18 protein-coding genes are annotated in these 20,653 nt (G+C 33.5%); 2 read left to right on the top strand and 16 right to left on the bottom strand.

What is annotated here, in order from left to right; genetic code table 11:
• Positions 1–49 precede the first annotated feature (49 nt).
• The 6 genes from LXH21_RS04995 to LXH21_RS04970 all read right to left on the bottom strand — a co-directional run bounded on the left by LXH21_RS04995 (position 50) and on the right by LXH21_RS04970 (position 7,133).
• Entirely contained in the window at positions 50–994 is a 945-nt protein-coding gene (locus LXH21_RS04995; RefSeq protein WP_239863141.1) for a DMT family transporter, read from the bottom strand.
• Positions 994–1,818, bottom strand: coding sequence for a Rossmann-fold NAD(P)-binding domain-containing protein (locus LXH21_RS04990; RefSeq protein ID WP_239863140.1), 825 nt, complete (start codon positions 1,816–1,818; stop codon positions 994–996). The genes LXH21_RS04995 and LXH21_RS04990 overlap by 1 nt, the downstream gene beginning before the upstream one ends.
• Before the next feature lie 307 nt (positions 1,819–2,125).
• A complete protein-coding gene (locus LXH21_RS04985; protein ID WP_239863139.1) occupies positions 2,126–2,755 on the bottom strand; it encodes an MCP four helix bundle domain-containing protein in 630 nt (209 codons plus the stop codon).
• A 94-nt stretch (positions 2,756–2,849) separates the two neighbouring features.
• Positions 2,850–5,237, bottom strand: a complete 2,388-nt coding sequence (locus LXH21_RS04980) for a M28 family peptidase (RefSeq protein WP_239863138.1) — start codon at positions 5,235–5,237, stop codon at positions 2,850–2,852.
• A 15-nt stretch (positions 5,238–5,252) separates the two neighbouring features.
• Positions 5,253–5,600 (bottom strand): hypothetical protein, encoded by a 348-nt coding sequence (locus LXH21_RS04975; protein WP_239863137.1) that lies wholly within the window; start codon positions 5,598–5,600, stop codon positions 5,253–5,255.
• Positions 5,601–5,603: 3 nt separating this feature from the next.
• On the bottom strand, positions 5,604–7,133 hold the full coding sequence (locus LXH21_RS04970; protein ID WP_239863136.1) for a bifunctional GNAT family N-acetyltransferase/carbon-nitrogen hydrolase family protein: 1,530 nt from the start codon (positions 7,131–7,133) through the stop codon (positions 5,604–5,606).
• Positions 7,134–7,311: 178 nt separating this feature from the next.
• Between LXH21_RS04970 and LXH21_RS04965 the strand changes: the two genes are divergently transcribed.
• Positions 7,312–7,644, top strand: coding sequence for a single-stranded DNA-binding protein (locus LXH21_RS04965; RefSeq protein ID WP_239863135.1), 333 nt, complete (start codon positions 7,312–7,314; stop codon positions 7,642–7,644).
• Between the two features lie 245 nt (positions 7,645–7,889).
• Here the strand turns inward: LXH21_RS04965 and LXH21_RS04960 are convergent, their stop codons facing one another.
• From LXH21_RS04960 to purD, 6 genes are all read right to left on the bottom strand, one after another.
• Complete coding sequence (locus LXH21_RS04960) at positions 7,890–9,116, bottom strand: OmpA family protein (RefSeq protein ID WP_239863134.1); 1,227 nt, start codon at positions 9,114–9,116, stop codon at positions 7,890–7,892.
• Between the two features lie 296 nt (positions 9,117–9,412).
• Complete coding sequence (locus tag LXH21_RS04955; protein WP_239863133.1) at positions 9,413–10,099, bottom strand: HAD family hydrolase; 687 nt, start codon at positions 10,097–10,099, stop codon at positions 9,413–9,415.
• 195 nt (positions 10,100–10,294) lie between these two features.
• On the bottom strand, positions 10,295–10,702 hold the full coding sequence (locus tag LXH21_RS04950) for a hypothetical protein (RefSeq protein ID WP_239863132.1): 408 nt from the start codon (positions 10,700–10,702) through the stop codon (positions 10,295–10,297).
• A gap of 27 nt (positions 10,703–10,729) precedes the next feature.
• Positions 10,730–11,749 carry a phenylalanine--tRNA ligase subunit alpha gene (gene pheS / locus LXH21_RS04945; RefSeq protein ID WP_239863131.1) on the bottom strand — a complete coding sequence of 340 codons (1,020 nt, stop codon included), beginning with the start codon at positions 11,747–11,749 and terminating at the stop codon, positions 10,730–10,732.
• 77 nt (positions 11,750–11,826) lie between these two features.
• A complete protein-coding gene (locus LXH21_RS04940) occupies positions 11,827–12,183 on the bottom strand; it encodes a hypothetical protein (protein ID WP_239863130.1) in 357 nt (118 codons plus the stop codon).
• A 242-nt stretch (positions 12,184–12,425) separates the two neighbouring features.
• Positions 12,426–13,700 carry a phosphoribosylamine--glycine ligase gene (gene purD / locus LXH21_RS04935; protein ID WP_239863129.1) on the bottom strand — a complete coding sequence of 425 codons (1,275 nt, stop codon included), beginning with the start codon at positions 13,698–13,700 and terminating at the stop codon, positions 12,426–12,428.
• A 242-nt stretch (positions 13,701–13,942) separates the two neighbouring features.
• Between purD and LXH21_RS04930 the strand changes: the two genes are divergently transcribed.
• The gene (locus LXH21_RS04930; RefSeq protein WP_239863689.1) at positions 13,943–15,262 is read left to right on the top strand and encodes a phenylacetate--CoA ligase family protein; all 1,320 of its coding nucleotides are present in this window, start codon (positions 13,943–13,945) and stop codon (positions 15,260–15,262) included.
• Here the strand turns inward: LXH21_RS04930 and LXH21_RS04925 are convergent.
• From LXH21_RS04925 to LXH21_RS04910, 4 genes are all read right to left on the bottom strand, one after another.
• Positions 15,237–16,019: a glycosyltransferase family 2 protein gene (locus tag LXH21_RS04925; RefSeq protein WP_239863128.1), complete on the bottom strand. Its 783-nt coding sequence runs from the start codon at positions 16,017–16,019 to the stop codon at positions 15,237–15,239. The genes LXH21_RS04930 and LXH21_RS04925 overlap by 26 nt on opposite strands.
• A gap of 1 nt (position 16,020) precedes the next feature.
• Complete coding sequence (locus tag LXH21_RS04920) at positions 16,021–17,388, bottom strand: undecaprenyl-phosphate glucose phosphotransferase (protein WP_239863127.1); 1,368 nt, start codon at positions 17,386–17,388, stop codon at positions 16,021–16,023.
• A gap of 100 nt (positions 17,389–17,488) precedes the next feature.
• Complete coding sequence (locus LXH21_RS04915) at positions 17,489–19,165, bottom strand: DUF6909 family protein (protein WP_239863126.1); 1,677 nt, start codon at positions 19,163–19,165, stop codon at positions 17,489–17,491.
• A complete protein-coding gene (locus tag LXH21_RS04910; protein ID WP_239863125.1) occupies positions 19,162–20,652 on the bottom strand; it encodes a GH3 family domain-containing protein in 1,491 nt (496 codons plus the stop codon). The genes LXH21_RS04915 and LXH21_RS04910 overlap by 4 nt, the downstream gene beginning before the upstream one ends.
• Between the last annotated feature and the right edge of the window lies 1 nt (position 20,653).

Below are 20,653 nucleotides of genomic sequence, written 5' to 3'. Positions count from 1 at the left end.
ATAAATAAAGCCCAGCAATTTTATAATTGTTGGGCTTTATTTTTGACTTTTACTTTATCAAAATATTCATGTTCTTACGAGATTGTCGCAGCGACTTATTGACGATAAATAGACCTAGTAAGGTAACTGCTCCGCCCAGAATAATAGGAAAAGTTAGTGATTCATCAAATATTACTGATCCTAAAAGTATAGCTACAATTGGATTGATATAAACGTATAGACTACTTACCTCTGGCGGCAAATGTTGCAAAGAATAAATGAAGATTGTGAAAGTAACCAGCGATCCTATAATTACGAGATAGCCTATAGCAAACCAAGTAATTGCCGGAATTTCAACCAGACTTACAAATGTTCCTGTAGCGCCATTGTATGTAAATAAGATCAGACTAGAAATAAACATTTGAAACCCTAAACTAAAATAGGGATCATAATTGCTTGCTTTCTTCTTTGCGTACAAAGTTCCAAAAGCCCAAGTTATGGTTGCTGTTACCGAGAATAGAATTCCGAGTCTAAAATCGGGTATTAAGAAATCACTTAAATGTTCGTAAAAAACTACGCAGATACCTGCAAAACTTACCAGTAATCCCGTTACGGCTAGCTTAGCAATTTTCTCTCCTTTAAAGAATGAGATAATGACAACCCAAATAGGGAAAATAGCAGAAATTATAGATCCTAATCCACTACTGATATATTTCACTCCAATGGTACTTAAGCCATTACTAAATGTAAAATTAAGTATTGCCAATATAATAATGGTTTTCCATTGTTTACCTTTAGGCCATGGTTTCTTAGTGGTTAAAAAATAGATAATGTAAATTGACCCAGCCAAGAATTGGCGAGTGGCTACCATTTGTATCGCTGGAATATAACGTACACCTTCTTTGGATGCTATCCAAGTAGTCCCCCAGAAAAAACCAACCCAAAGCATTGCCAAAATAGGTAAACCGATAAGAGAAATCTTTGACGAAATTCCGTTTTTAAATTTTGTGATCACTATAAAGTAAGTTGCGTAAAAGTATAGTTGTACTGCTGTATTAGCTTATCAGAAGCTATTGTTTTTCCTACAGACTCTGTAGTTTCGTCAAAAGTAGGAGGGATGAGGTTTTGTTCCAATGCTTTTTCTGTGTAATACGTTTTTCTAGTAGGGTGATTTGGTGCCACAGCATTTAAGCGTTCATTCCAGATATTATCATTAATTATCATCTTTATTACACCAATACAATCTTCTAAGTGTATCAAATTAACAGGTCCGTCAGGATTGGAAACATTCTCTTTCCCCGCGAGAAAGCGTGCAGGATTTCGATCGGGTCCTATTAATCCGCCAAATCGTATAATAGTTGTCTTAAGATCTTTATTATTTAATAAAAGCTCTTCGATTTCAAGTAACTGTTTGCCACTTTCAGTTACCGGTATTGGTTTTGAAGCCTCGGTTACAGTTGTATTAGCTTCGCCATAAACGGCTGTCGAACTAATAAAAATGATTTTGTCAACAGTTGATTTTTCGACAGTTGGTAGAATGGATGCTATTTTTTTTACAAATGAATTCTTGTTAGCATCTGAGTAGTCTTTGTTTTTTCCGCGTAATTTTGGTGGAATCGCAATTATCAAAATGCTGCTTCCTTCTAAGAATTTTGGTAATTCATCTGGTATTATTTCGGGGTCTAAGGCAATAGAGTAGTGGGGGATTCCGCTAGTTTCTAATATTTCTTTTTTATCAGATGTAGTTGTAGATCCTTTTACAATAAACCCACTCTGCATTAAATTTTCTCCCAAAGGAAGTCCTAGCCATCCGCAACCCAAAATACTTATTTGTACCATTTGTAAATGCCTTTTTGTTTTTTACAAAAGTAAATTAAATTGAAGTTCTGTTGCAATAAGTGGGCACCAAATTTTTGAAGATCTGATTATTTAAATACAATTTCGGTAGATTGATTAACTGAAAATAAGTTTTATGAAAAGAAAAGTTGTTAAGAATTGGTATTAATCTGATGATCGAAGGGATGTGTCGAAATATTGAAATATCTTCTTTACCTAATATTTAGCCCTGATAGCAGTGGAAATCCTTTTGCTTTTTTTTCTTAAGCAAAAGATTGAAGCGAATAGCAGGATTAAGCTCCTAATAAAATCAATTCATACTCGGTGCTTCTGGAATTTTGATTTTGAATTTCATTTTTTTTAGCACTAGTAAATAAACAGATAGACATGCGAGGACGATAAGTAATCCTACTTCAAACTGCGCAAATATTTGGTTACCACTATGCAAAGTGTTGGCCGTTGTCAGTTCCGTTTTGCCCTCATCAATTTGTACCTGAGATAAAAGCGTCAAAGTATGCAGGCTTTGATTGATGCTTGTTGTTAATTGTACCCACTGGTTATTATCCGTTAATTTTTTTAAGATTTTTGACTGGTTTTGAAATGTATTAAAGTGCTGTTTTTCTTCGGCAGTTAAAACTGTAGCTAAATATTTCTTGTCTAAAATTGCTATATTCTCTAAGCGTTGAGCGATTTCATTTCTCTTAACGTCGTTGTCAATGTTAGTTTGAAGAGCAGTGTTTTTAATTTTATGAATCGTATTATTATATTGAAAAATATAATGGCTAACCATTAATCGATCGTTGTAAATCGCCTTAATACTTTCATTTGTTTTTTTCGAATTCTGCCCAATGAAATAATTACTCAATAAGAGTAATATGGATACAAAAATTAGAACCATTGCGGCTTTTGACTTTTTATTCAAGCTGTTTAAGTCTTTCATAATCAGGAAAATTGATTAGGAAAGGTACATCTTTCTTTTGGTATTAAAAAACCTTGTAGATTTTATTAAGTCGCAATAGATATAATTTACTGTTTTAAGGTTGGCTAGTTTGTATAATTTGATTTTTTTTTGAAGTATTGATTATAGAATCATCGTTTGTGCTTGGTATTTCTATTGCAATTGGGCTTGGTTTAATAATCTGTTTGATGCAGACGGCATCATTAAGAATGAAAGGTGTTGGCATCATCCAGTCGGCTCTTGGTTGTACGGCGAATAGTGGATTTTTTAGTAAATCGAATGAACTTTCCAGAAGACACATATCAAAAACGGTTGAGCGATTTATTGTGAATTCTAGTTCAAGGGGTTGATTGTTTACCACATAATAACTCAAAATTTTCTTTCCGTTACGACTCATTTTGTTTGTTGTCTCTTCTAATTGAGAAACTCCATTGGCTTTAAAGTTGTAAAACTCCATTTTTTCATCTGCATAGATATCATATCGATTCACTTTACGACTAGGGTTTATTTTAATTTTATAATAATGCAAATTATCTGTCAAGCTATCTTTGAGAAATAGAACTTTGGGAGTTGGTATTTTTCGAATTGCTGTTTCTGTCGCATAGGTGAAAATACTGTTGTACTTACTAAACAAAGGGATTTCATCTTGTAAATGTGTTTCTTTGGGGTTGTTTCCCAAATAGCCTCTTGTCCAGTCGTCCAAGTTTTTATCGTAGGTCACCCAAGATGCTTTTTTGGCATCTACATCATAGAGATAAATCAAGCTATTTGATTTTGCCATTCCTTTTTCATAGCCAGATTGAAAGTGTGCTTTTACAAAAAACGTGATCGAAATAATCAAAAATAATATCGACCATATTCCCTTTCTTGAAAACGATTCGAAGATAGGAAGTAGAAGCCCAAATAGTAAAACAGTCAAAACGCTACTGCCTACTAGCATTTTAAGGCCCAGTCCAACGGGGAACATATAAATAAAGGGGATAATGATTAGTACTGCCGGCAAACACATAATTAAATTCAGCCAGCGATTATTTTGCTGACTTATAATGTAGTAGGACAAACCAAAAAGTCCAAAAAATACAGGTAGTATTAAAAATCCAGCACCTTGTAAATAAAATGCTATTCCGGCATTAATTATGATCCAGAGTATTAATGGGGCAATCCAGTTACTGACAGTGCTTTTTGAGTTTGAGAATAGTGTATAAAATAACATGCATATAGCCAATGTTAATGATACAAATGCAATGATATAGTCATGGCCATTATATGTAAAACCATTGAGTAAATCGTTGTACTGTGGGTAAAATGATAATAATGCTTTCCATCCAAAGTAGGCAATAGTACTTGATAAAAGTAAGCTAGCAAGTAAAGGCAAGAATCCTCTAAGTAGGGATCTGAAATTTAAGATGTGTTTTACTTTTCCGAAGAAAACCAGAATTATAGTTAAGCCAATTGCTACAAATAACATGGGCTGCACCCAATCAAATGGATAATGTATGAAACTAAATGGTAAGCTAAAATAGACATCATCTTGAAGCGAATTTGTAGCGTTTAAATTAGCATTAGAAAAGTAGTGCAATAATGGCAATAAGTAAGAACCTTGGTGCGCTAGACTATTTATATCTAGGTGCTGACTGTCATCTTGCGCAGTATGGTAATTATAATGACCATCAATAAATGCAAAATTAAAACCTTGAATTTCTCCATGTTTTCTAAAAACTGTTAAGTCGGTATCGTTGGGAAGCATTTTATAAATACTATACATCAGTGAGTTGGAAACTGGGAAAGGAACATTTGCATTGGCAAATTCATTTACCAAACCTGCATTTCCTTTATTAGTCTCCATCAACATATAACTTGGTCCAGATGTACCTCTAGCTTCAAAATTAAGTGCTAGTCCTATTTCTTTTGCCCATCTGTGTTTGGTTACAAACAAAGCTGCTCCGTTTAATCCCAGTTCTTCTGCGTCTGTGAATAGTAATATGATGTCATTTTTGTGTGCTTTTTTAGAATGTAGAAAAGCACGTAAACTTTCTAGTACTGTTGCTACACCAGATCCTGCGTCACTAGCACCAAATGAAGCCGAATGAGGCGCGCTATCATAATGTGTAAGCAATAGTAGTGCTTTGTTTGAATTAGTTCCCTTAATACGGGCTATTATATTTTTGGAATAGACCAAATTCCCCCAATCTGTCAATGTATAGCCTTCTTGCAAACTCACTTTTAATCCTAGCTGTTGAAGCTCCTGCTGTAAATACTGAGCAACTATTTCATGATTTTCTGAACCCACAAAATGAGGTTGCTTAGAAATAGCTTGTACTTGCTTAAATGCTCTTTGAGAAGAGAATTCAACCAAAGGTACTTTCGTTTCAGAACCTGTACGTGGCATAATACTATAATACATTATTCCTAAAACAATAGACAGTATCAGAACAGAAATCAAAGAGCTAAACTTTTTTATCATGATTGGGTAGTGGAATTAAATGTCTTTTTTGACTAACATAAAGAAATCATTTTCTAGGAGCAGGTATCCTTGATCATACAGAAAATAGTAAGTATTTCCTGTTTTTGTGTTGAGAATATTAGTGAAATAGTCAAAGTCAAAACCCAAACTCAATAATTTTGATTTCGTTGTTTTTGATTTTCCATCTTTATTTAAACTCGAAAGAATACGATAGTTTTTTCGTAACTTGTTATTAATATTACGCATGTAGTTATTACTATCCTTATTGATCTTATTGTTATAAGCATTACGACAGCCATCACTACAGAACTTTTTATCTTCTCGGCCAATGATTTTTTCACCACATTCTAAACAATTTTTCATAGTTTAGTTTTTAGTTTTCTTTATCTTATATAAATCGTGACGGCGGTCTTTTAATATTTTTACACTTCCATGTTCGTGTAATTCTTTCAAAAGGTCCAAATCAACATCTACTATTAACGTCATTTCTGTATTAGGAGTTGTTTCTGCTTTAATCCCGTTACTTGGAAAAGCAAAATCAGATGGTGTAAATACAGCTGTTTGTGCATATTGAATGTCCATATTGTTTACTTTGGGTAGATTACCAACGCAACCTGCAATTGCTACGTAACATTCATTCTCAATGGCTCTCGCTTGTGCACAATGTTTTACACGTGTATAGCCATTTTGTGTGTCGGTTAAGAAAGGAACAAATAGTATATTCATACCTTCATCTGCCATCAATCGGGAGAGTTCTGGAAATTCTACATCATAACAAATTATAATTCCAATCTTACCACAGTCCGTGTCGAAAGTCTGAATTATATCTCCTCCTGTTATACCCCAGTGAAATACCTCATTAGGTGTAATGTGTATTTTGGTGTACATTTCATTTGTACCATCTCTTTTACATAGAAAACCAGCATTATACAAAGTGCCATCAACTAGGTGAGGCATACTTCCTGTAATAATGTTGATATTGTAAGCAATTGCTAGCTCTTGAAAACGTTTCTTTATTGGCTCGGCATATTTTGCCAATTCGCGTATAGCATCAGCTTCTGATAAATGATTGTAATCTGCCATCAAAGGAGCGATAAATAATTCCGGAAAAACGGCAAAGTCGCTTCCATAACCGGATACTGCATCGATAAAAAATTCAGATTGCTCAAATAATGCATCTAAATCTTTGAGAGGACGCATCTGCCATTGAATTAAACCCAGACGAATTACACTCTTATTTTGATTTATTATTTTTGGACTATCGTCATAATAGATGTTATTCCACTCCAGTAATACAGCAAATTCTTTTGATTTTGTATCTCCTTGCAAATAATTTTTCATGATTCGCATAACGTGAAATTCATTACTCAATTGAAAAGAAAGTACGGGGTCGTGTATCTCTTTTCTTTTTACTTTGTCAATATATTCTTTAGGAGATAAATCTTGAGCGTACTTCCCGTAATTCGGGATTCTTCCTGCAAAAACTATTGATTTAAGGTTGAACTGTTCGCAAATTTCTTTTCTAGCGTCATACATTCTGCGGCCTAGTCTCAAACCGCGGTATTTTGGGTGTACAAAAACATCGATACCATAGAGAACGGCACCCTTGTAGGTATGAGTCGAAAAAGTATATTGTCCAGTTATTTGCGCATAATTGTGATTCTTATCGACTAAATCCTCATTTACGATAAGGGATAATGCAGAACCGACAACAACATCATCTACGATAATAACCAATTGACCTTCTGGAAATATTTTTAATAACTTTTTTATTTGTGTTTCATTCCAGTAATTGTCCGCCATTTCAGGATAGGAATCCATCATAGACTTTTTCAACTCTTTATAATCTTCTATTTTTAAATTTCTTAATTCAACTTTATTAATTTCTGCTTGCATATACTTTCTTGATTTATGCTAAGATACAAAAAATACGTATCCGTTTACAAACGTTTACAAATATTTACAACCGAAAGTAATTGAATGCTAACCGAATAGATTAATGAAGCTGTCGCACCTTTGTACCGTTGATTTGAACGAACAGATCATCATAATTTTAACCTTAAATATATACGCCATGAATTCATTAAAAAACAAAGTACAATTAGTAGGACACTTAGGAAATGACCCAGAAATCAAAACATTTGAAGGAGGGAGAAAATTAGCAAACTTTACGATAGCTACAAATGATCATTACAAAAATGAAAAAGGAGAAAAGGTAGAGGAAACACAATGGCATAAAGTAGTAGCCTGGGGTAAAACGGCAGAAATTATAGAGAAATATGTAACCAAGGGTAAAGAAATAGCAGTCGAAGGTAAATTGACGCATCGATCTTATGATGATAAAAATGGGGAGAAACGTTACATTACAGAGGTGGTAATCTCTGAAGTGTTATTATTGGGGAAATAGAATTACTTCATTACGATAAGCTAAAAAAGCCAATCTAGCATTTGTCACTAGATTGGCTTTTTATATAGTCTTCATTATCAAACTATAGGTAACTTATAACTACTAACATATATCTACATAATAAGTCTTGAAACTTATTTCTAAACAATTGTTTAGACTGTAAAGTTTACGCAGATTATCATCGTGCTACAAAAAAAAAGCTCCAAAGGTTTCCCTTTGGAGCTTCTATTTATAGAACTAAATTATTATTTGATAAAGAAAGTAACTCTTCTAACTAGTTTTCTAGCAGCATCAGAGTTAACATTTACTGAAGTATCTTCACCTGCAGCAACAACATTTAATCTTGAAGCAGCAACATTAGATTTCAATAAAGTTTGTTTAACGTTATTTGCTCTTGCAGAAGATAAGTTATTGTTGTAAGATGTACTTCCAATTTCGTCAGCATGACCGATAATGTCAACTGTAGCTGAAGGATTGTTTCTTAAGTAAGTTAATACATAAGCTAAAGCATCTGTAGATTCTGTGTTTGGAGTTGATTTGTTAAAATCAAAGAATACACCAACATATCCACCATTAACTAAACCTTTGATAGTGTCATCGCTGATACCAGAACCGTTTCCAGTTTTGTATTTACTATCGATATATTTTTCAATTTCGTCAGGAATACCATTATTGTTTGCATCAATAGCACGACCTTTACCGTCAACCATTACTCCAGACATTGTGTTTGGCTCAAGATCTAAATAATCAACTACACCATCTTTATCAGTATCTAAGTTCATTGCTTCTAATTCAGAAACTCTAGCTTCTAAACCATTAGTAACGTCAAGAACGATCCAGTCTGCATGTTTAGTGTTTTTACCAATGTAGTAAGTAATACCAGCTGTTCCATTAAGGATTCCACCGTATTGTCTTCCAACACCTGTAGAAGCATCAAAGTTTAAGTTTTGTCTAACATTCAAGATAGCACTTCCATCAAGAGTAAATGCAAAATGATCAGACAATTTAACTTGAGCAGTCAATCCTAAGATTCCGTTTCCAACCCAGTCCTTAGTATCACCTTGTCTTACCATTCCAAGACCAACACCACCATGACCTAATAATCCGATAGTATTTGTCCAAGTTTCAAAACTCATAATTCTACCTAAGTTAGCAACTGCTTGCAAATCTCCTCTGTAGTATCTTGATTCAAAATCTGGTGTTCCGCTTTTCTCGCTTAAAGCGTTGTATCCAAGATCTCCTTTAATACCAAATTTATTGTTGATCATGTATCTAACTCCTAGATCAACTGTAAATGGTGTTACGAATCCGAATGCAGATCCTTGTTTGTTTAATGGCTTGCTAACTCCACCTGAAGCTTCGATAGACCATTTGTTGTACTTTTCAGTTTCAATTTCTTTTTTTGCTTCGCTTTGAGCATTTACTGCTGTAAAAGCCGATGCAAAAACTAAAGTAATTATAAGTTTTTTCATTGTTTTAAATTTTTTATAAAAGTAAATATTTTTTTCCAAAATTAACAATTTTTGTGAACACTTCACCTTATTGTGTTTCAAATCATACCTTCAGGTGGTATTGATTGATTTAATTTTAATGGTTATTCGAGATATAATTATAAATCAGATAAATTTTAACTACTTTTATTATTGTTATTGTAATATATAACTTAAATTTATGCGTAATATGTAATTAGGCCAATTTGTAAATTTTAACAATTTTCCACTGTTAAAACAGCTTAATTTGTAAGATTTAATCTTTTAAAAATCCTTTTTTACTTTATTATTTGCAGCGTTTCTGCTATCTTTTCGACACTTTTGAAGTTTTGGTGTTCAACTTTGTGATTTATTCGCTCATGAGCCCAAGTAGTATGGAAAGGGATATGTATCGCAGTTCCGCCAATCTCGAGCACAGGTAAAATATCTGATTTTAAAGAATTTCCGATCATTAAAAACTCTTCGGGTTGAATTTCTAATCGTTTTAATAGATCCAAATAATCAACTTGTTGCTTGTCTGACATCACTTCTATATGATGAAAATATTTTCCTAGACCAGAATTGTGTAATTTTCTACGTTGATCTAGCAAGTCGCCTTTTGTCGCAACTACCAATTTATAATCTCCATGTAAAGATTTTAATGTTTCTTCAACACCATCCAATAATACGATCGGCTTGTCAATAAGCTCTTTACCAAAAGTGATTATTTTTTGAACTACTTCTACAGGGATAGTGTTGTTGGAGATATCCATTGCAGTTTCGATCATCGAAAGAATGTATCCCTTAATGCCATAACCATATCGTTCTAAATTTGAAATCTGAATTCTAAATAGTTCTTGCGAAATACCTTGAGTTGAAAGATAGTCACTCATCAGGTGGCAAAATTTCTCTTCAGTCTCGGCAAAGTAGGTTTCATTTATAAATAAAGTGTCATCTGCGTCAAAAGCAATTACTTTTAATTTCATCTTAAGTAAATTTTAGTTTTAGAACCATTTGTAATTTGTTATCTGGGTTATTTATTGAAAGGTAATTTAATAAATTTAGTTAGAAAAGCCGATCGCGATTAAATTTCATTCGATCCATATAAGCATTACATTTTAAGTAAGAAAGGCTGCTTTGAATATTTCAAAACAGCCTTTCTTATATATGTAAATTTCAACTTATCTAATTATTACACCATCAATGAATAAAATAGGAACTTCCTCTACATTTTTCTCATTAATGAAGTTCGCTTCAAAAATAAATTTTTTGTCGTATAGTTTGTTGCCTATAAAATACGAAACCATAAATTCGTTAGTAAGTGTAAGGACACTGTCTTGTACCATTTCTACTTTAATAACAGAAACTGCTGGGATTTGAGGAAATGCATGTCGCAAAAGTGACGTTTTTTTCATTTCATCATCAATCATTCCATACGCCTTAGACACAACCATAACATTGTCAATGTCAAAATCACTATCGTTAACTAGATAAATATTCCAGACCTTGGCCAAAAAGTCGTCACTCCACTCTTGAACAGCAGCTATGAATACATTTTCTACTTCCGGAATCGTTATGTCTGCTTTCATATTGTACTAGGTAATTATTCGAAAATATTAAATATTAGCTTTGAACTGCTCCAAGAAACGTACGTCGTTTTCATAAAACATTCGAATGTCTCCAATTTGATACAGTAACATTGCGATACGTTCCACGCCCATTCCAAATGCAAAACCATTGTATTCATCAGGATTGATGCCACAGTTTTTAAGAACATTAGGGTCAACCATTCCGCATCCACCAATTTCTAGCCAACCTGTTCCTTTGGTAATTCGATAATCAGTTTCTGTTTTTAATCCCCAGTAAATATCAATTTCGGCACTTGGTTCTGTAAAAGGAAAATAAGAAGGTCGTAAACGAATTTTTGATTTCCCAAACATCTCTTTTGTAAAATATAAAAGTGTCTGTTTTAAGTCGGCAAATGAAACATCTTTGTCAATGTATAAACCTTCAACTTGGTGAAAAATACAATGTGAACGAGCCGATATAGCTTCATTTCTAAAAACTCGTCCTGGAGAAATAGTTCTTATCGGTGGTTTGTTTTCTTCCATATAACGTACTTGCACAGATGATGTATGTGTACGTAATAAAATATCAGGATTTGTTTGAATAAAAAAGGTATCCTGCATATCACGAGCCGGATGATATTCAGGCAAGTTTAATGCAGTAAAATTATGCCAATCATCTTCGATTTCTGGACCTTCAGAAACATTAAATCCTATGGTAGAAAAGATATCAATGATTTGATTTTTTACAATAGATATCGGGTGACGAGAACCTATTATTACAGGTTCTGCAGAACGTGTCAAATCACCATAAATACCTTTGGCTTCTTCTTTGTTCTCAAGAGATTCTTGGATGGTTTTTACTTTTTCTTCCGCAGTGGTTTTCAGTAAGTTTATTACTTGTCCGAATTCCTTTTTTTGGTCATTGGGTACATTTTTAAATTCTGCAAAAAGATCTTTTAAAATCCCTTTACTTCCAATAAATTTAATGCGAAACACTTCTAGTTCTGCTGCATTTTGAGTTGTAAAAGCAGCTGCTTCACCAATATATTCTTTTATCTTATCTATCATTTCCATTCAATAATTGAGTGTGCAAATTTAGGCATTTTTTATTTATTAAGTAGGCAGTCGGGACGGCAGTTTAATGTTTATGCAATCAATTCTTTCTCTAAAAAATAATTGACAATTGCTTCTTTCATTAAAACCGATTGCTCGCCTGCTTTCAACGTTGGTAATTCCTCTTTTACAATAAAATGTGGCCACCCTTCGTCATCAAAGAAGTCAAATTCATAATATCCGTAAGGCTCTAGTAAACGGCATATCGCAATATGCATTAAATTTAACTTTTCGTCTTTTTTGAATTCGCGATGTAATTTCCCTAATTCTTGAACACCTATTAAGTAAATGATGGCATCCAGATCTAAGTCTTCTCCTTGCGAAAATTGATCTGATAATATAGTAACGAGCTGCTCCCAGCGTTCTTTAAGTTGTGTGTCTCTTGACATTTTGCAATTAAGATTTATGAATAAGGAATTATTATATATGTAATTCCATTTCCAAATTATTTTTGGCAAAGATAGAGACTGAAGTCCCAATTTAATCCAAATATCATGAATCATTTTTAATGAAGCATGACAATTATGCACCTCAGATGTTTTGTCCCGCTATACGCTATATCTTTGTTTTTTTAAGTAAAAAAAAACAAAGGATGCCGCTGCTATCGGGGTTAATAGAGAATATTTATTTTTTACAACAAATCATTCCCAATGTCTCTTCTGAAATTCTTTTTCTCAAATTGAATCTTATCTACGCTCGCATAAGACTTCTTTAATGCTTCTTGAAAATTATCGCCATAGGAAGTTATCGCCATTACGCGTCCTCCATTTGTTACAACGGTGTCTCCGTCTAATTTGGTACCTGCGTGAAAAACAATAGAATCAGTAATGTTTTCTAATCCAGTAATTGTTTTGTTTTTCTCAAAGTTTTCAGGATATCCTCCAGAAACAAGCATTACCGTCGTAGCACTTCTTTCATCTATCTCTAGCGTGATTTCATCAAGTTTTTCATTAGCAACTGAAAGAAATAGAGATACTAAATCTGTTTTTAATCTAGGTATTACCACCTCGGTTTCTGGATCACCCATTCTCACATTGTATTCAATCACAATTGGTTCATTATTAACATTGATTAAACCAATGAAAACAAAACCTTTATATTCAATACCGTCTTTTTGAAAACCTTCGATAGTTGGTTTTACAATACGCGTTTCAATTTTCTCCATTAACACGGCATCTACATACGATACAGGAGAAACTGCTCCCATTCCGCCGGTATTTAATCCAGTGTCTCCTTCACCAATACGTTTGTAATCTTTGGCAGTTGGTAATATTTTGTAATTTTTACCATCGGTAAGTACAAAACAACTCAATTCAATTCCATCCAAAAATTCTTCAATAACAACTTTTGAACTGGCTGCACCAAATTTTTGGCCAACAAGCATATTCTTTAATTCTTCTTGAGCTTTTACCAAGTCGTGAATTATTAACACCCCTTTTCCAGCGGCCAAACCATCTGCTTTCAATACAAAGGGAGGGTTTAATGTTGCTAGAAAGATACAACCTTGTTCCACTGTTTCTGCAGTAAAACTGTCATAAGCAGCTGTTGGTATATTGTGCTTTACCATAAATTCTTTGGCAAACTCTTTACTACCTTCTAATGTTGCACCAAGTTTTGATGGCCCTATAACTGGGATTGTATTTAAATCTTTATCATTTTTAAAGAAATCAAAAATACCTTTTACCAAAGGATCTTCTGGACCTACAACAACCATCTCAATTTTCTCCTCCAAGACCAAAGCTTTAACAGCTTCAAAATCAGTTGGGCTAATTGCTACATTTGTTGCTATAGAAGCTGTTCCTGCATTTCCTGGAGCTACAAAAAGTGTATCACATAGTGGACTTTGAATCATTTTCCAAGCAAAAGCATGCTCTCTTCCTCCAGAACCTAGTAGTAAAATATTCATCTGTATTTTTTTAGTAAATTATTTTCATTCTTAAAAATGGTATGGCAAAAATAATTGGTTTTGAATCTAATACCAATTATAATGATTACTAAATGCAAAATTAAATTTATAATTAATAATTTCCTTCCTTGGTTCACAAATTATAATGCTATGGTATACCTCAAAAATGAAATATTTTGAAAATTACCCAGGTTATGACAATTACTTATTGGTTAAACATTATTTTTGATAAAAAACCTTTTATGTTTTCTCTATTTAAGCTTTCTCTACAACTTAGCGGCTTTCCAATACGTAAAGCAAAAACTGCATTACAAAAGATAATCAGTTTGCCAGAAAGTGAAAGATTAGTTTTTATCGAAAGTCAAAAAAAAGCTATTGTCAAATATCATTTGGATAATAATCTATTTTACTCTGAATTGGTTGGTTCTTCTGAATTTGAGGATTGGGATACACTACCTATTTTAACAAAAGGTAAATTACAACAACCGTTGACTAACAGACTGTCTAAAGGATATACAGTAAAAAACAGCTATATCAATAAAACCTCTGGTTCTAGCGGAAATCCGTTTGTGTTTGCAAAAGATAAATACAGTCATGCTTTGACCTGGGCATCAAATTACATGCGTTTTGGTTGGCACAATATCGATCTTGATACCGCTTATCAAGCACGGTTTTACGGTATTCCTAAAGATTTTAGAGGGAGAATTACAGAGCGGTTTAAGGATTTACTGAGTAATCGTTATCGATTTTCTGTTTTTGATCTGTCTGATAAAAAACTGGAATCTTTTTTGAAGAAATTCGAAAACAGTAGATTTCATTATATCAACGGCTATACTAGTGCAATTGTTCTGTTTGCAAAATTTTTAGAAAGAAAAAATATAGTTTTAAAGAATGTTTGTCCGACTTTGAAGGTTTGTGTAGTTACTTCCGAAATGTTATTCGAAAAGGATCGAATGCTACTCGAAAGGCAATTTGGAATAGCGGTTGTTAATGAATATGGCGCATCTGAACTTGATCTAATCGCATTTGAAAATGCTGAAGGTCAATGGCAAATTAATACTGAAACACTTTATGTAGAAATTGTAGATGAAAAGGGTACAGCTCTACCTTACGGAGAAACGGGTCGAGTAGTGGTGACTTCACTATTTAATGAAGCACATTCATTTATTCGCTATGAAATTGGGGATATTGGTACAATAGACGAAAATAGTACTCCCGAAAAACCAATTTTAAAGCAGCTGATAGGTAGAACAAATGATATAGTGCAATTTCCTACTGGCAAAAAATCGGGTGGATTGGTTTTTTACTATGTGACCAAAAGCATAATTGAAGATAGCGGAAATGTAAAAGAATTCATCATCAAGCAAATTGAGTTGGACTATTTTATAGTTGATTACGTAAGTGAAAGAGAATTAAATGGTATCGAAATCGAAAAAATCGAAAAAGCTATACAGCTGTATTTGGAGCCTAATTTAAAATTTGATTTCATTAGAAAGGACATTTTGCAAAGAACAGCAAGAGGAAAGCTGAGACAATTCACTTCTGAGTTGGGATTTTCTTGATGTAGAACGGTTTTATCGCCAATTGAGTAAATAAAAATATTGACATACAACTTAATGCCACTATCCAATTTAAGCCATGAAATTGCTTGTAAACAGCAAAGTTATGCTTTACTAAATCAAATTTTGATGCAGAAATAGAATTAGCTCTTATTCGGTAAATAGCTAGACTTTCGGGAACAGCTCTTGCCGATTTTATTTTTTTAAGCACCGTTAACCAGTGCATCCAGTCCTGACGTTTTCGATTTGGTGCGATCGCTATTTTTCCAAAAAAAAAGGTGTCATAAATCCCGGTTAGGTTGCCGACATAATTGCAGAAAAATAATTGTCTATAGGATAAGTTTTGAGGAGGAACGATACACAAATTCAGTAGTTCTCCTTCTTCATTCATACAGTCGTAAGCTGAGAATGTAAACGGAATTTTATTCGTTTGCATAAATTCTAGTTGGAGCTGTAGTTTTTGAGGTTTCCATAAATCATCTGCGTCCAAAAAAGCGATATACCTGCCCGAGGCATACTGCAAAGCTGTATTCCTGGCAATCCCTGTGCCTGAATTTAAAGCTAGTGAATAATTTTTTATTCTTGATTCGGTTTGAGATATTTCCTTAATGATAGAAACTGTTTGATCTGTAGAAGCATCGTCAATAATAATGATTTCCCAATCTTGATGCGTTTGCTTTTGTATTGATCCAATAGCATCGGCAATGAACTCTGCAGAGTTAAATGTTGGAATTATGATAGAAACTAACGCATTTTTCATATTAAAATGCTTTTTCGTCTCCAACAAAAATATCGATTACAGTCTGGAAAATTATTTTGATATCTAAAAACAGAGACCAATTTTCAATATAAAAAACATCATACTTGATACGGTTCTCCATATCAATTTCACTATTGATTTCACCGCGGTATCCACTTATTTGTGCTAATCCTGTGATGCCTGGTTTTACACTGTGTCGCACGAAATATTTTTTGATTTTGTCGCGATAGGCATTATTATGTACCCATAATTGAGGTCTAGGACCTACAATTGCCATGTCGCCCGTTAAAACATTAAAAAATTGAGGCATTTCATCAATGCTCGTTTTTCTTAAGAATTGACCGATCTTTGTTATTCTAGGATCGTTTTTGATCGTTTCGTGTTCCGTATCTGCATTTAAGACCATGGAGCGAAATTTGTAACAACTAAATTCTTCTTGATTAATACCAGGTCTTCCTTGTTTAAAAAAGACAGGACCTTTCGATTCTAATTTTATTAAAATTCCAATCAATGGAACTGCCCAAGACAATATGAAAATAATGACAAAAAGTGAAAATACAATATCAAAACAACGTTTTAATAACTGAACTTCAGGTTGATGTAAAACACTTTTAGGGAGTGATAAAACAGGAAAAAGCTCGTAGTAATCCATTTTTAAATTTTTTGAAAATATATCCTTGGTGTCCGGAATAAATTTTAAATTCCGATTGTTCTCAGACATAAATTCGACTAAGTTTTTGATTTTTTCATTCGAAATATCACTTAATGAGCAGTATACTTCATCAACATTATGTTTGATTACAAATGATGCTACATCTTCATATTTTCCGAGAATTTCATCATTGGATTTTTTATCCGAAAAGAAACCTAAAAAATGATATCCGTAATTAACTTTAGTCTCAAACAATTTTTTTAATTGTATGGCTTGTGAACTGTATCCGATAATTACAGTGCTTCTGTAATTACTTCCCGTTACTAAGCGGTATTCTCTTAACAGAAAAAATAGAATAAATTTTGCCAATGCTACGGATAGCGTACTAAGTACAAAAAATTCAACAATCACAAACTCATTAAACTGCGCATTGGCTGTAAATGGGAAATAAACAATTGCCAGTAATAAAAAAACTATCTGTTGCTTAACTATTTTTGTAAAAATTTCAACTTGTGTCGTAAAGCGATACACCTTATAAAAATCTCCGATAAATGCTACGATGGACCAACTAACCAATAGATAAAAAGTATAATTACTTATTTGTATTGTAAGCTCACTAAATAATAGTTGAATTAAAACAGCAATTATTAGCAAATCTACTAGAATGCTTATTGGTCTAATGTATTTTGAATATCGTCCTATTCCATTGTGTTTCATACCGATGCAACCAATTTTATTAATTCTACATATTTTAATTTTACTAAAATATGTAGAATCCTAATTTTAACTTAATTGCAAATAAAAGCTAAATATTAAGTTATTCTACAAAGATTTGTTCCAAAATTTTGATTGTAATCAAATAAGTTGGTTTTACTCCTGTAGTACCTAACCCGCCGGATGCTAATGTGCTTCCTGTCTCCAAAGGATTATCTGATGCGTAGTATGCATAGCGCACTTTTACATCCATTGGGATACTTTTTCTAATTTTTGAAGCCGATTGTATTGCTTTTTGATAATACGAGCCTTCCATTTCTAGTCCTATAACTCCCCAAGTCGAATCGTGGAAGAACTTTAATAAATCTCTATTTTGCAATGAAGTTCCAAGCACAGTCACCATTGGTCCTGAGAATACTTCAATGTTATTTCCTTCAAACATTTCTGCAGTCAATTCATTCTCAAAATAGTAATTGTCTGCCGTACCTTCATTTATGTGAGCATTAGGAATCATGATGTCTCCCTTACCACCTTCAAGAATTCCAGCTTTCCCCATAATAGAAACAGATTCTACCTGTAAAAAAGTCTCTTTTTTGTAAGGTTTTAATAACTCGTCAATCGTTTCGTACGCTTGTTCACCAAAAGCATAGTCCATAACGATAAGAACGGGCTTTTTCTCACCGAGTTTAACATTCGAAAAAGAGGTGTCTGCCCAGTTAATCTTGGCAGTATCGAATATTTGAACATCGATATTTGTTCCAGAAGTATCCGGTAACGAAATCATTCCGTTTTTGAGTGCAATATCTTCAACTTTGCTTCTTAAATCTTTTCCGTTTGGTTTGCTTAGTTCCTCATAAATGGCAAAATCACTCATGCCTTTGAATTTAGATTGTAATGCTGGACTTGCAAAAATAGAATTCATAACCGAATGCATATTTGCGCTAATGACATGAATCGGCCTATCAAGTAAATCGTTAGCTTTTAAAACCTCTTTAATTTGAGTAGCCCAAATATCACCATGTATGTGGTGCCCAAGACGTTCCCTTAATATCGGGCTGAAAGTGATGGTTCTTTTAGTGTTTTCTGTAATTTCTTCAATGGCAAGTTTACCTAACCAGTAAATAATATGTAAAAAACGGTCTGGAGCTGCGATTGTTCCAAAGTCATCATATATATCAGAGATGTCTTCAAAAGTTCTACCCAAAATATTGGCCGCATGAGATATTGCCTTCTCTCTTTCAATCAAACTCAATTTCTTCTTCTGCGAAACAGCAAATTCTAATTTCTGCCAGTCTCTTGATATTTCTCCTGATTCATCTAGTAGTACATGGTATCGAATTTTGTGAGATTCGATAAAAATAAAAGTTAGGTGAGTAAGTATATCGTATATATCAGAACGACCTCTAGTGATTTCGATATGCATTAAATCATCATCAATACGGTAGCAGTTACGCCTTCTTTTGGGAGGTATAATAGCTTTGAAATGTGATTTATCATATCCTTCGTGTGATGTCAAATTAATAAAACGACATTCCTCTATACCAACTGGTAAACGCTCAATAACATATAATAAACCTTTTAATTCTACCTTTTCATCTGCTATATGGCCATATATTTCTGGTCTAAGAGTAAGTAATGCTTCTCGCAAACTATCACCAGAAATCCCCATTGGTTTGTAAAAACCGCGGTTAAATAAGTGGCGCATGGTAATGTATATCTTCTCAATAGCAGCTGATGATTCTTGTGCTCGAGTTATAGTTAGATTTTTAGTTTCGTTCATATCTGTGTCTGTAATAAATTTGTTATTTTTCGGTCATTTGCCAATCTCGGCACTTTATTTTGTCCTCCCAATTTTCCTATAGATTTCATGTATTCTTGAAAACCATTTTTTACCACTTTGGTAATAACTACTTTTTGTAAAATGTTCCCTACTATCAAATCATCATAGTAACTATTTTGTTTACGCATAGCAGCATCTATAGCTTCAGAAAATAGTTTAAGATCTTTAGGTTCGTTTTCAAACTCTATAAACCATTCATGATAGGGTAAACCACTTGCAGGGTTAATCTGTGGTGCCACGGTAAATTCATTTATTTGTATGTCTGTACCTTCCATGGCTTCTTGCAAAGCATATTCAACTTCTTTACCTATGACATGTTCTCCAAATGCAGAAATATAATGCTTTATACGCCCAGATACAATAACGCGGTAAGGTTTTAAACTTGTAAATTGAATTGTGTCTCCAATATTATATCCCCACAAACCTGCATTTGTAGAAATGATTAAAACATAATTGGTTTCCAATTCTACTTCACCAATAGTGTAACGGCGTGAATTGTCGCTATAAAATTCATCACTTTTTATAAATTCATAAAACATTCCTGAATTGAGTAAGAGTAGCATCCCTTTTTCCTTTTGGGAATCTTGATAGGCAAAAAAGCCTTCAGAAGCGGGGAAAAGTTCAATGCTAGGTACTTTTCGGCCGATTAGATTTTCAAACTTGGCGCGGTACGGTTCATAATTAACTCCTCCGTAAATGAAGAGATTAAAATTCTTGAAAATTTCGCCAACGGGTTTTCCCCCTCTTTGATGTAATTTTTCAAAATACATTTGTACCCATGACGGAATTCCAGAAATTACGGTCATATTCTTGTCAAAAGTCTCGTCAACGATAGCGTCAATTTTAGCTTCCCAATCTTCCATGCAATTAGTTTCCCACGAAGGCATGCGGTTCTTTTGAAGGTACTTTGGCACAAAATGAGCTACTATGCCCGATAACCGTCCAAACTGAATTCCGTGCTTGGTTTCCATTATCGGACTCCCTTGCAAGAAAATCATTTTTCCAGAAACAAAATCGGCATTACCCGTTTCGTGTATATAATGTAAAATAGCATCACGAGCTGCCTCAATATGATAGGGCATTGAATCTTTTGTAAGCGGAATGTATTTAGCTCCCGAAGTTGTGCCTGATGTCTTAGCAAAATAAAGTGGCTTGCCTGGCCATAGAATATTTTCCTCTCCCTTGACCACTTTCTCAACATAGGGCTTAAGGTCTTCATAGTCTCTTACGGGAACTTGCGCAGCAAAATCTTGATAATTCTTTATTTCGGCAAATTTATGTTCTTTTCCAAACTGGGTATTTTGAGCTGTTTTTATTATCGAATGAAAAACAGCTTGTTGCGTTATCACAGGATCATTTGCCCAGAGCTGTGTTTTTTTGAAAACTCTCTTGGCAAATATTTTGGCTGCTAATGATTTTATAAACATG

The sequence above is a fragment of the Flavobacterium algicola genome, from assembly GCF_022399565.1.
In the GTDB taxonomy this organism is placed as follows: domain Bacteria; phylum Bacteroidota; class Bacteroidia; order Flavobacteriales; family Flavobacteriaceae; genus Flavobacterium; species Flavobacterium algicola.
The sequence above is the reverse complement of the archived record's forward strand: the minus strand, read 5'-3'. Positions and strand labels throughout refer to the sequence as shown.

Coding starts and splice junctions, on each gene's coding strand:
- pheS (WP_239863131.1), bottom strand. CDS start 11,749: ATGATAGATAAGATAAAAGAATATATTGGTGAAGCAGCTGCTTTTACA.
- LXH21_RS04980 (WP_239863138.1), bottom strand. CDS start 5,237: ATGATAAAAAAGTTTAGCTCTTTGATTTCTGTTCTGATACTGTCTATT.
- LXH21_RS04910 (WP_239863125.1), bottom strand. CDS start 20,652: ATGTTTATAAAATCATTAGCAGCCAAAATATTTGCCAAGAGAGTTTTC.
- LXH21_RS04940 (WP_239863130.1), bottom strand. CDS start 12,183: ATGTCAAGAGACACACAACTTAAAGAACGCTGGGAGCAGCTCGTTACT.
- purD (WP_239863129.1), bottom strand. CDS start 13,700: ATGAATATTTTACTACTAGGTTCTGGAGGAAGAGAGCATGCTTTTGCT.
- LXH21_RS04930 (WP_239863689.1), top strand. CDS start 13,943: ATGTTTTCTCTATTTAAGCTTTCTCTACAACTTAGCGGCTTTCCAATA.
- LXH21_RS04915 (WP_239863126.1), bottom strand. CDS start 19,165: ATGAACGAAACTAAAAATCTAACTATAACTCGAGCACAAGAATCATCA.
- LXH21_RS04990 (WP_239863140.1), bottom strand. CDS start 1,818: ATGGTACAAATAAGTATTTTGGGTTGCGGATGGCTAGGACTTCCTTTG.
- LXH21_RS04970 (WP_239863136.1), bottom strand. CDS start 7,133: ATGCAAGCAGAAATTAATAAAGTTGAATTAAGAAATTTAAAAATAGAA.
- LXH21_RS04955 (WP_239863133.1), bottom strand. CDS start 10,099: ATGAAATTAAAAGTAATTGCTTTTGACGCAGATGACACTTTATTTATA.
- LXH21_RS04985 (WP_239863139.1), bottom strand. CDS start 2,755: ATGAAAGACTTAAACAGCTTGAATAAAAAGTCAAAAGCCGCAATGGTT.
- LXH21_RS04920 (WP_239863127.1), bottom strand. CDS start 17,388: ATGAAACACAATGGAATAGGACGATATTCAAAATACATTAGACCAATA.
- LXH21_RS04950 (WP_239863132.1), bottom strand. CDS start 10,702: ATGAAAGCAGACATAACGATTCCGGAAGTAGAAAATGTATTCATAGCT.
- LXH21_RS04965 (WP_239863135.1), top strand. CDS start 7,312: ATGAATTCATTAAAAAACAAAGTACAATTAGTAGGACACTTAGGAAAT.
- LXH21_RS04925 (WP_239863128.1), bottom strand. CDS start 16,019: ATGAAAAATGCGTTAGTTTCTATCATAATTCCAACATTTAACTCTGCA.
- LXH21_RS04960 (WP_239863134.1), bottom strand. CDS start 9,116: ATGAAAAAACTTATAATTACTTTAGTTTTTGCATCGGCTTTTACAGCA.
- LXH21_RS04975 (WP_239863137.1), bottom strand. CDS start 5,600: ATGAAAAATTGTTTAGAATGTGGTGAAAAAATCATTGGCCGAGAAGAT.